The organism is Streptomyces sp. NPDC003393, from assembly GCF_053589015.1.
In genome coordinates, this window is sequence record NZ_JBSFRB010000062.1 from 23835 (window position 1) to 34067 (window position 10233).

The window sequence follows — 10233 nt, forward strand, 5'->3', positions numbered from 1 at the left end:
TTGCCCCACATTCTCTGAGTCAAGGACCGTGATCGACGTGAAGGTCGGCATCCCCCGCGAGGTCAAGAACAACGAGTTCCGGGTGGCCATCACCCCTGCCGGCGTGCACGAGCTGGTGCGCAACGGCCACCAGGTCGTCGTCGAGCGGAACGCCGGCGTCGGCTCCTCGATCCCGAACGAGGAGTACGTGGCGGCCGGCGCCCGGATCCTGGACACCGCCGACGAGGTCTGGGCCGCGGCCGACCTGCTGCTGAAGGTCAAGGAGCCCATCGCCGAGGAGTACCACCGCCTCCGCAAGGACCAGATCCTCTTCACCTATCTGCACCTGGCCGCCTCCAAGGAGTGCACGGACGCCCTGCTGGAGTCCGGCACCACGGCGATCGCCTACGAGACCGTCGAGCTCCCCGGCCGCGCGCTGCCGCTGCTCGCCCCGATGTCCGAGGTCGCGGGCCGGCTGGCTCCGCAGGTCGGCGCCTACCAGCTGATGGCCGCCAACGGTGGTCGCGGTGTGCTGCCCGGCGGCGTTCCGGGCGTGCCGGCCGGCAAGGCCGTCATCATCGGCGGCGGCGTCTCCGGCTGGAACGCCGCGCAGATCGCCATCGGCCTGGGCTTCCACGTGACCCTGCTCGACAAGGACATCAACAAGCTCAAGGAGGCCGACAAGATCTTCGGCACGAAGATCCAGACCGTCGTCTCCAACGCCTTCGAGCTGGAGAAGGCCTGCCTGGACGCCGACCTCGTCATCGGCGCGGTCCTCATCCCGGGCGCGAAGGCCCCCAAGCTGGTCACCAACGAGCTGGTGTCCCGGATGAAGGCGGGAAGTGTCCTTGTCGACATCGCGATCGACCAGGGCGGCTGCTTCGAGGACTCCCTCCCGACCACCCACGCCGAGCCCACCTTCCGGGTGCACAACTCGGTCTTCTACTGCGTGGCCAACATGCCCGGCGCGGTGCCCAACACCTCCACCTACGCGCTGACCAACGCCACGCTGCCGTACATCGTCTCGCTGGCCAACAACGGCTGGGTGGAGGCGCTGCGCCGCGACGCCGCGCTGGCCAAGGGCCTCAACACCCATGACGGCAAGGTGGTTTACAAGGAGGTCGCCGAGGCGCACGGCCTGGAGCACGTCGAGCTGGAGACCCTGCTCGGCTGATCCCACGCCCGAGCGGTCGCCAAGTCACCTTGAAGTAAAAGGCGATACGTCAACACGTGTCGTCAACGCCACCCGACCGGCCGGACCTTGCCCCACAAGGTCCGGCCGGATGTGTGTATGGTCACTTCGCCGCACTCGGTCAACTCGCCTCGAAAGCAACCGTTCGACCGATTCACGCACCGGTGAAACCTGCTGTGCGACGGTCTTACGCCCTTGACAGAGGGATGTTTCATTGCCGACACATCGGGTCGGGTCCGGCTGATTGTGTTGCTGCGGACCGCCGACACGCCATAGAGTCGCCAATCGTCGGCATGGTGCCACGCTGACCTGTCTAGAAGTTTCCTGGTCACCAAGGAGGTAAGACGACTTGTGAATGAGTCGACATTTACTCCCGGGGGTGGTCAACCAGGAATGCCCGCGCGGGGCCAGGGCCCCACGAGGCTCGAGGCTGTCGGCTCCGTTGCTGTGCGCACCTTCGCAGCCCACCAGGGTCACCGGACGCAAGGGGTGACCCAGTCAGCACACCAGAGCATGGATGGCCATCACGTGAACGCCATGGCCGGCGACGGAAGTGGCGCGCCCCACAACCATTTCGCCGACTACGACGAACTGCCCGAGGGGCACTTCTACGACCCCGACGCCGAGTACGAGCCCGACCCCGAGTACGCGGCCACGCTCGCGCCCGACGCGGCCCGCCAGCGCCGCGAGCGCATCGGCCCGACCGGGCGCCCGCTGCCGTACTTCCCCATCCCGGGCCCGCTGACCGACCACGGCCCCGCGAAGATCATCGCGATGTGCAACCAGAAGGGCGGCGTCGGCAAGACGACGTCGACCATCAACCTGGGTGCCGCGCTCGCGGAGTACGGCCGGCGCGTACTGCTCGTGGACTTCGACCCGCAGGGCGCGCTGTCGGTGGGTCTCGGCGTCAACCCCATGGAGCTCGACCTCACCGTCTACAACCTGCTCATGGAGCGGGGCATGTCGGCGGACGAGGTGCTGCTGAAGACGGCGGTTCCCAACATGGACCTGCTGCCCAGCAACATCGACCTGTCGGCCGCCGAGGTCCAGCTGGTGAGCGAGGTCGCGCGCGAGTCGACGCTCCAGCGCGCGCTCAAGCCGCTGATGGACGACTACGACTACATCGTCATCGACTGCCAGCCCTCGCTCGGCCTGCTCACCGTCAACGCCCTCACGGCCGCGCACAAGGTGATCGTGCCGCTGGAGTGCGAGTTCTTCGCGCTGCGCGGTGTCGCGCTGCTGACCGAGACCATCGAGAAGGTCCAGGAGCGCCTCAACCCGGACCTGGAGCTCGACGGGATCCTCGCCACGATGTACGACTCGCGCACCGTGCACAGCCGCGAGGTGCTCGCGCGAGTCGTCGAGGCGTTCGACGACCACGTGTACCACACGGTCATCGGGCGCACGGTCCGCTTCCCGGAGACCACGGTCGCCGGTGAGCCCATCACCACGTACGCCTCCAACTCCGTCGGTGCCGCCGCCTACCGCCAGCTCGCCAGGGAGGTGCTCGCCCGGTGTCACGCCGAGTGAGTCTGCCGGGGGCCGACGAACTGTTCCGTACGACAGGGGGGACGGCGCTCCAGGCGTCCACTCCCCGGCGCCAGCCGGGCGGCGAGGCCAGGGTGCCCGCCCCCTCGGGGGAGAGCGACCCGGGGGCCGGCGCGGCGGAGGACGCCCCGCAGTCGGTGCCCGCGCAGGGCGGCGACGGCGCGGGCGCGGAGCACGTGGCGGCCGGCGCCGAGCCGGCCGAGGCCGGAGAGTCCCGCAGCCGGGGCACCGCGGGCCCGGCGGCCGAGCGTTCCACGCGGCGCCAGGCGGCGCAGGAGGGCCCCGCCGCGAACGGTGCCGCCAATGCCGCGGCCGCGCAGCCGCGCAAGCGTGGCCGGGCCGCGTCACGCCGGCCCAGCGGCCGGGAGCGGCACGACGAGAAGATCACGGTGTATGTGTCCGCCGAGGAACTGATGGACCTGGAGCACGCCCGCCTGGTGCTCCGGGGCGAGCACGGCCTGGCCGTCGACCGCGGCCGGATCGTCCGGGAGGCGGTGGCCGTCGTCCTCGCCGACCTGGAGACCCGTGGGGACGCCAGCATCCTTGTGCGCCGGCTGCGCGGGCGGTAGCGGTAGCCTGCGGGGGCCATGACCTCGAACGACGCACCCGCTCCCGGCGCAAACGCCGGCCGTCGGCGTGCGTTGGGGCGCGGGCCGGGGACGTCGCGGCCCGCACCGCCGGTTGTTCCGCCTCCCGCTCGAGTCGGGGAACCCGAGCCCCCGGTCGCGGTTCCCGAGGCGCCGGCGGCCGTGGAGAAAGCGGCGCCCGCGGTTCCCGAGAAGGAACCACCGGAGGTACCGGAGAAGAACCAGTCCTCCGACGGCGTCTTCAAGGTGCGCCTCTCCAACTTCGAGGGCCCCTTCGACCTGCTCCTCCAGCTGATCTCCAAGCACAAGCTGGACGTGACCGAGGTCGCACTGTCCAAGGTCACCGACGAGTTCATGGCGCACATCCGGGCCATGGGGCCCGACTGGGACCTGGACCAGACCACCGAGTTCCTCGTCGTCGCCGCCACCCTGCTCGACCTCAAGGCCGCCCGGCTGCTGCCCGCCGCCGAGGTGGAGGACGAGGCCGACCTGGCGCTGCTGGAGGCCCGGGACCTGCTGTTCGCGCGGCTGTTGCAGTACCGCGCGTACAAACAGATCGCGGAGATCTTCAACGAGCGCGTCGACGAGGAGGCCCGTCGATACCCCCGTACCGTCGGGCTGGAACCCGAGCACGCCGAGCTGCTGCCCGAGGTCGTCATCAGCATCGGCCCCGAGGGCTTCGCACGGCTCGCGGTCAAGGCGATGCAGCCCAAGCCGAAGCCGCAGGTGTACGTCGATCACATCCACGCCCCGCTGGTCAGCGTGCGCGAGCAGGCCCAGATCGTGGTCGCGCGGCTGAGAGAGCTGGGCGAGGCCGGCTTCCGGGCGCTGGTCGAGGACGCCGACGACACCCTCACCGTCGTGGCCCGCTTCCTCGCGCTGCTGGAGCTGTACCGGGAGAAGGCCGTCGCCCTGGAGCAGGAGACCGCGCTCGGTGAGCTGATCGTGCGCTGGACCGGCGGGGACGGGCGCGCGGCGCCGGTGGTGACCGACGAGTTCGACCGGCCGCCCGAGGAGCCCAAGGAGGAGAGGAAGCGGTGAGCGAGGACACCACCGAGGTTCCGGCGGGGCCGGGAGCCGTCTCCGGTCTGGACCTCAAGCCCGCCCTGGAGGCCGTCCTCATGGTCGTGGACGAACCCGCCACCGAGGACCACCTGGCCAAGATCCTCGAACGGCCGAAGCGGCAGATCGCGGACGCGCTGCGCGAGCTGGCCGACGAGTACACCGTGCAGGGGCGCGGCTTCGAGCTGCGGTTCGTCGCGGGCGGCTGGCGCTTCTACACCCGAGCCGCGTACGCCCCCGCCGTCGAGAGACTGGTCCTGGACGGCCAGACCGCCCGGCTCACCCAGGCCGCGCTGGAGACCCTGGCGGTGGTCGCCTACCGCCAGCCGGTCAGCCGCAGCAGGGTCTCCGCCGTGCGCGGAGTGAACTGCGACGGCGTGATGCGCACCCTGCTGCAGCGCGGGCTGGTCGAGGAGGCGGGCGCGGAACCCGAAACAGGTGCGATCCTGTACAGGACGACGAACTACTTCCTGGAGCGGATGGGCCTGCGCGGTCTGGACGAGCTCCCGGAGCTCGCGCCCTTCCTCCCGGAGGCGGAGGCGATCGAGGCCGAGACCCAGGAAGCCGTGCCGTCGTTCGACCCGGACGCCCCGGACCCGGACGACGGCCCCGGGACGCAGATGACTGACACGACGACGACGGAACTTTGATGCGAAGCAGCGGCAGCGACAAGAGCGGCGGGCGCGGTAACTACCGCGGCGCCGGCAACAACAGGGACCAGAAGCAGGGGCAGGACCGCCCCCGCAAGCCCCGCCCCGAGGAGCGCCGCTACGACGTCGGCCCCGGCGCCACCAAGGACGGCCCGAAGGCGGGTCGCGGGGGTGCGGCCCGCGGCGGAGCCAAGGGCGGACCCAGGCAGTCCCCGCAGGGCGGCCGGGGCCGTACGGCCCCGGCGCGCTCGCGCGAGTACGAGGCGCGCGTCGAGGAGCGCAACCGCGAGCGGTACGCCGGCAAGAAGGACATCAAGCTGCCCAAGACCTTCCCGGGCGCCGAGCAGGAGGGCGAGCGGCTCCAGAAGGTGCTCGCGCGCGCGGGCTACGGCTCACGGCGGGCCTGCGAGGAGCTGATCGAGCAGGCGCGGGTCGAGGTCAACGGCGAGATCGTGCTGGAGCAGGGGCGGCGTGTCGACCCGGAGAAGGACGAGGTCAAGGTCGACGGCCTGACGGTCGCCACGCAGTCGTACCAGTTCTTCTCGCTGAACAAGCCCGCGGGCGTCGTCTCCACCATGGAGGACCCGGAGGGCCGGCAGTGCCTCGGCGACTACGTCACCAACCGTGAGACACGGCTCTTCCACGTCGGCCGGCTCGACACCGAGACCGAGGGCGTCATCCTGCTCACCAACCACGGCGAGCTGGCGCACCGCCTGACCCACCCCAAGTACGGCGTGAAGAAGACCTACCTCGCCGCCATCGTCGGCCCGATCCCGCGGGACCTGGGCAAGCGGCTGAAGGACGGCATCCAGCTGGAGGACGGCTACGCCCGGGCGGACCACTTCCGGGTCGTCGAGCAGACCGGCAAGAACTACCTGGTCGAGGTCACCCTGCACGAGGGCCGCAAGCACATCGTCCGCCGGATGCTCGCGGAGGCCGGCTTCCCGGTCGACAAGCTGGTCCGCACCGCCTTCGGCCCCATCACCCTCGGCGACCAGAAGTCCGGCTGGCTCCGCCGCCTGTCCAACACCGAGGTCGGCATGCTGATGAAGGAGGTCGACCTCTAGGTCACCCCAAGGGCTTGTGCTCCCACACCTCCACCCCCTTTAATAGTCGCACTGACTATTAAAGGGGGTGGAGGTGTGGACGCCTACGACAAGCACGCCTTCGAGCCCTTCGCCGTGACCGTCGACCTCGCGGTGTTCACGATCCGCGAGGGCGCGCTGCACGTCCTGCTCGTCGAACGCGGCCAGGAGCCGTACGCGGGACGCTGGGCGCTGCCCGGGGGCTTCCTGCGGCCCGACGAGTCAGCGGAGCGAGCCGCCCGGCGCGAACTGGGCGAGGAGACCGGCCTGACGGACGTCACCGGGCCGCACCTGGAGCAGCTGCGGACCTACAGCGAACCCGGACGCGACCCGCGGATGCGGGTGGTGTCCGTCGCCTTCGCCGCGCTGCTGCCCGACGCGCCCGAGGCGCACGGCGGCGGCGACGCGGTGCAGGCCCGCTGGACGCCGTACGACGCGGCGCGGGACCTCGCCTTCGACCACGACCGGATCCTCGCCGACGCGCGGGAACGGATCGGAGCCAAGCTCGAACACACCGGCCTCGCCACCGCCTTCTGCCCGTCGGAGTTCACCCTCGGGGAGCTCCAGCAGGTCTACGAGACCGTCTGGGGCACGACCCTGGACCGCCCCAACTTCCGGCGCAAGGTCCTCGCCACCCCCGGCTTCGTCGAAGCCGTCCCCGGCGCCGCGCGTCTCACCGGCGGCCGGGGCAAGCCCGCCGCGCTGTACCGCGCGGGCACCGCCGCCGCCCTCCGCCCGCCGCTGCTCCGGCCCACCCCGGAAGGACGTCCCGCATGATCACGACCACCGGCGCCAAGCGCGCCGCGACCGGATCGCTCACCGGACTCGCCCTCGGCGACGCGCTCGGCTTCCCCACCGAGTTCAACGACGTCCCGTCGATCCTCGCCACGTTCGGCCCGTGGCGGGAGATGGACCTGCCCCGGCCGGCGATCGTCACCGACGACACACAGATGACGCTCGCGCTCGGGCGGGGCCTGCGCACCGCCCTGGACCGGGGAACGCTCGGTCCCCAGCGCCTGGAACGGCCGGTGCGCGAGGAGTTCGTGGAGTGGTGGCGCTCGCCGGAGAACAACCGCGCCCCGGGCAACACCTGCCTGCGGGCCTGCCGGCTGCTGTCCCGGGAGGGCCGGCCCTGGCAGGACGCCAGCCAGATCCACTCCAAGGGCTGCGGCGCCAACATGCGCGTCGCCCCCATAGGCCTGGCCCCCGGCCTCGGCGACGAACAGCGCGCGGGCGCCGCCCAGTTGCAGTCCGCCCTCACCCACGGGCACCCCACCGCGCTCGCCGCCTCCGACCTCACCGCGCACGCCGTACGGCTGCTCGCCCAGGGCGCGGAACCGACCGGCCTGATCGGCCTGCTCCGCTCCTACGCCTACGAGAACCGCACCCGCTACCACGAGTTCTGGCTCGGCGACCTGTGGACCCGCGCCCAGGACCCCTCCCCGGAGCACTTCATCGCGCGCGGCTGGGACGAGTGCCTGGAGATCCTGGGCCGCCTCCAGGAGGCCGTGCGGACCGTCTCGCCGGAGACCGACCCGTGCCTGGCCACCGGCGAGGGCTGGATCGCCGAGGAGGCGCTGGCGACCGGCCTGCTGTGCTTCCTCCTCTTCGTCGACGAACCGCTCACGGCGCTGCGCCGGGCCGCCTGCACCTCCGGCGACTCCGACTCCATCGCCTGTCTGACGGGTGCCTTCGCGGGCGCCCACCTGGGCGCCGACGCCTGGCCGGCCGCATGGGCGGAGCGGATCGAGTACCGCACCGACCTGCTGGAACTCGGCACGCTCTGGGACGCCTGACCGATGACCGACACCCTGGGCCCGCACCTCCCCCTCGATCTCGCGCCCGTCGTCGCCGAGCAGCCCGACCCCCTGCTGTTCGCGACCGTCTCCGGCGCCCACCTCTACGGCTTCCCGTCGCAGGACTCGGACGTGGATCTGCGCGGCGTCCACCTGCTGCCCACGGCCGCACTGGTCGGCCTGCGCGAACCGGAGGAGACACGGTCGCGCATGTGGGTGCGGGACGGCGTCGAGATGGACCTGGTCACGCACGACCTGCGCAAGTTCGTACGGCTGATGCTGCGCCGGAACGGCTACGTGCTGGAGCAGCTGCTCTCGCCGCTGGTGGTGCACACCACCGAGGCGCACCGGGAGCTGGCCGCGCTCGCGTCGGGCGTCCTCACCCGTCACCACGCCCACCACTACAGGGGCTTCGCCACCACCCAGTGGCGGCTGTTCGAGAAGACCGGCGAGCTCAAGCCGCTGCTGTACACGTTCCGGGTGCTGCTCACCGGCATCCATCTCATGCGCAGCGGAGAGGTGGAGGCCCGGTTGCCCGTGCTCCTCGGGCGGGTCGACGCCCCCGGCTACCTCACGGAGCTGATCGCGGCGAAGGCGGAACGGGAGCACGGCGCCGCCGGCGTCGACCTGGCGCGGGTGCGGGGCGACGTCGAGCGGCTGCACGGTGTGCTGGACGCGGCGCAGGACGCCTCAGGGCTGCCCGACGCGCCGGGGGCGTACGACGCGCTGCACGACCTCGTGGTCCGGGTCCGGCTGGAGTGCTGAGGCGCGGCGGACGCGGACGAGGAAGTCCTCGACGCGCCCGCGGTCCGGCTGCTCGGGGAGGGGGGTGCGGTGTGCGGCCTGATCGGCCTCGGCGGCCAGGCGAACCATCCAGGACTCCACGTCGGACCAGGAGACCTCGCCGCGCTTCACCGCCAGCAGGGGTTCCCGCTGGTCGCCGACGTCGAGGGTGAGCTCGCCGCTGCGCAGCAGGTCGCGGGCGCTCGTCAGGAGACGGAGCAGGTGCATGGCGTGCTTCCAGCGCGGGGCGCCGTGGGTGCGCAGGTCGGCTTCGAGCTTGCGGCGCTGGCCGAGGGCGTAGCGCGTGAAGGTCTGGTGGACCCGGCGGGAGAGGAACGCCTCGCGCAGGCCGAGGAGTTCACGGCCGGTGTCGTCGGCGTGGTCCACGAGCGGGGAGTGCAGGCACTCCAGGATGTTCGGGTTCCCGCGCAGCGCCAGCTCGCAGAAGCGTTCCAGCTCCCAGCTGAACTGCTCGGGCAGCGGCCCGTCCACATGCGTCGGCGGCTTGTCGAACCGCCAGAAGAGCTCGGTGGGGGCGACGAAGACGCCCCGGCGGTCCGTGTCGCTGCCGCCCGTCGCCAGTCCGAAGGCCCGCGAGCCCATGACACAGGCGTAGATCGTGTGGTCGCGCACCAGGCGGTGGCCGGGGTCCTCGGGCTGCATGCCCCGGAGCGTACGCGGAGTCTCACGTCAGGCGGATCGAATTTCCCCGCACCTCGATCTGCCGGGCGGCCAGCGGCCGGGTCGCCGGGCCGCCGGCCACCGAGCCGTCGGTGATGTGGAAGCGGCTGCCGTGGCAGGGGCAGTCGATGGTGCCCTCAGCGACCTTGGCCACCGTGCAGCCGTGGTGGGTGCAGACCGCGGTGAACGCCTTGAACTGGCCCTTCACCGGCTGTGTGACCACCACCTTCTGCTCCGGGAAGACCTTGCCGCCGCCCTCCGGGATGTCGCTGGTGCTCGTCAGGTCCTGCGCCACGTCGGAGGTGCCGTCAGAGGGGTCGGCCGAGGGGTCGCCCGAGGGGTGGGAGGCAGGGGTGTTCTCGGCCAGGGCGGGGGCGGTGGTCTCGGCCGACGAGGTCGTCTCCGTGGAGTTCTCGGTTCCGCCGCCTGTGGTGCCGCACCCCGTGGCCGCGAGTGCCGCCGCACCCGTGGCGAGAACCGTGCGCCGCGTCGAGCCGTGGGTCATGGGATCACTCCGGGGGTTGCCGAGAAAGGGGACGGAAAGGGGGGCGGCTCCGGGGGCGGAGCAGGCAAGAGTATCTTCGCATCGAAGAGGGTCAAGGCGAAGCAAATCGGTGGTGAGTACCGCAAAAGGTGCTTTCGGTGCGTGCTCGTCATCGCTGATCGTCCTCGCACGGCGTCCCCTCCCGTCTCAGTGAGCGAGCGGTCGCACGCCCGTCGCAGGCGCTCTGACTAGGCTGGACGCCCTAGGCCCTGTCGTCACGTTCCCGTCCGCCCCGCGGGGCGGCAGGGCAACGTAAGGCACACACAGGAGAGGAGCACAAACACAACACAGCCAAGGACCACCCCCAAAGCGTAACAGCAGTACGG

General features: G+C 71.4%; 11 protein-coding genes. 9 read left to right on the forward strand and 2 right to left on the reverse strand.

Going from position 1 to position 10233, the window contains the following annotated elements:
- The first annotated feature begins 28 nt into the window (after positions 1 to 28).
- From ald to ACWDUZ_RS36180, 9 genes are all read left to right on the forward strand, one after another.
- A complete protein-coding gene (gene ald, locus ACWDUZ_RS36140; RefSeq protein WP_451636064.1) occupies positions 29 to 1153 on the forward strand; it encodes an alanine dehydrogenase in 1125 nt (374 codons plus the stop codon).
- 411 nt (positions 1154 to 1564) lie between these two features.
- The gene (locus ACWDUZ_RS36145; RefSeq protein ID WP_451636065.1) at positions 1565 to 2701 is read left to right on the forward strand and encodes a ParA family protein; all 1137 of its coding nucleotides are present in this window, start codon (positions 1565 to 1567) and stop codon (positions 2699 to 2701) included.
- Positions 2686 to 3288: a hypothetical protein gene (locus ACWDUZ_RS36150; protein WP_451636066.1), complete on the forward strand. Its 603-nt coding sequence runs from the start codon at positions 2686 to 2688 to the stop codon at positions 3286 to 3288. Before ACWDUZ_RS36145 ends, ACWDUZ_RS36150 begins: the two co-directional genes overlap by 16 nt.
- Before the next feature lie 18 nt (positions 3289 to 3306).
- Positions 3307 to 4347: a segregation and condensation protein A gene (locus ACWDUZ_RS36155; RefSeq protein ID WP_451636067.1), complete on the forward strand. Its 1041-nt coding sequence runs from the start codon at positions 3307 to 3309 to the stop codon at positions 4345 to 4347.
- A complete protein-coding gene (gene scpB / locus ACWDUZ_RS36160) occupies positions 4344 to 5018 on the forward strand; it encodes an SMC-Scp complex subunit ScpB (RefSeq protein WP_451636068.1) in 675 nt (224 codons plus the stop codon). Before ACWDUZ_RS36155 ends, scpB begins: the two co-directional genes overlap by 4 nt.
- Positions 5018 to 6085, forward strand: a complete 1068-nt coding sequence (locus ACWDUZ_RS36165; protein WP_451636069.1) for a pseudouridine synthase — start codon at positions 5018 to 5020, stop codon at positions 6083 to 6085. Before scpB ends, ACWDUZ_RS36165 begins: the two co-directional genes overlap by 1 nt.
- Positions 6086 to 6160: 75 nt before the next feature.
- Positions 6161 to 6880 carry an NUDIX hydrolase gene (locus tag ACWDUZ_RS36170; protein WP_451636070.1) on the forward strand — a complete coding sequence of 240 codons (720 nt, stop codon included), beginning with the start codon at positions 6161 to 6163 and terminating at the stop codon, positions 6878 to 6880.
- Positions 6877 to 7899, forward strand: a complete 1023-nt coding sequence (locus tag ACWDUZ_RS36175) for an ADP-ribosylglycohydrolase family protein (protein ID WP_451636071.1) — start codon at positions 6877 to 6879, stop codon at positions 7897 to 7899. The genes ACWDUZ_RS36170 and ACWDUZ_RS36175 overlap by 4 nt, the downstream gene beginning before the upstream one ends.
- A 3-nt stretch (positions 7900 to 7902) precedes the next feature.
- Positions 7903 to 8664 carry a nucleotidyltransferase domain-containing protein gene (locus ACWDUZ_RS36180; protein WP_451636072.1) on the forward strand — a complete coding sequence of 254 codons (762 nt, stop codon included), beginning with the start codon at positions 7903 to 7905 and terminating at the stop codon, positions 8662 to 8664.
- On the opposite strand, the gene ACWDUZ_RS36185 is transcribed toward ACWDUZ_RS36180, so the two are convergent.
- Together ACWDUZ_RS36185 and ACWDUZ_RS36190 are read right to left on the reverse strand one after the other, a co-directional pair.
- The gene (locus ACWDUZ_RS36185; RefSeq protein ID WP_451636073.1) at positions 8590 to 9345 is read right to left on the reverse strand and encodes a nucleotidyltransferase domain-containing protein; all 756 of its coding nucleotides are present in this window, start codon (positions 9343 to 9345) and stop codon (positions 8590 to 8592) included. The two genes, ACWDUZ_RS36180 and ACWDUZ_RS36185, sit on opposite strands and share 75 nt — an antisense overlap.
- Positions 9346 to 9367: 22 nt before the next feature.
- Positions 9368 to 9868: a Rieske (2Fe-2S) protein gene (locus ACWDUZ_RS36190; protein ID WP_451636074.1), complete on the reverse strand. Its 501-nt coding sequence runs from the start codon at positions 9866 to 9868 to the stop codon at positions 9368 to 9370.
- Positions 9869 to 10233: the final 365 nt, after the last annotated feature.

Bases quoted from the DNA above. Each gene is read 5' to 3' on its own strand.
- ACWDUZ_RS36145 (WP_451636065.1), top strand. From the start codon at position 1,565: ATGCCCGCGCGGGGCCAGGGCCCCACGAGGCTCGAGGCTGTCGGCTCC.
- ACWDUZ_RS36155 (WP_451636067.1), top strand. From the start codon at position 3,307: ATGACCTCGAACGACGCACCCGCTCCCGGCGCAAACGCCGGCCGTCGG.
- ACWDUZ_RS36165 (WP_451636069.1), top strand. From the start codon at position 5,018: ATGCGAAGCAGCGGCAGCGACAAGAGCGGCGGGCGCGGTAACTACCGC.
- ACWDUZ_RS36175 (WP_451636071.1), top strand. From the start codon at position 6,877: ATGATCACGACCACCGGCGCCAAGCGCGCCGCGACCGGATCGCTCACC.
- ACWDUZ_RS36180 (WP_451636072.1), top strand. From the start codon at position 7,903: ATGACCGACACCCTGGGCCCGCACCTCCCCCTCGATCTCGCGCCCGTC.
- ACWDUZ_RS36185 (WP_451636073.1), bottom strand. From the start codon at position 9,345: ATGCAGCCCGAGGACCCCGGCCACCGCCTGGTGCGCGACCACACGATC.
- ACWDUZ_RS36190 (WP_451636074.1), bottom strand. From the start codon at position 9,868: ATGACCCACGGCTCGACGCGGCGCACGGTTCTCGCCACGGGTGCGGCG.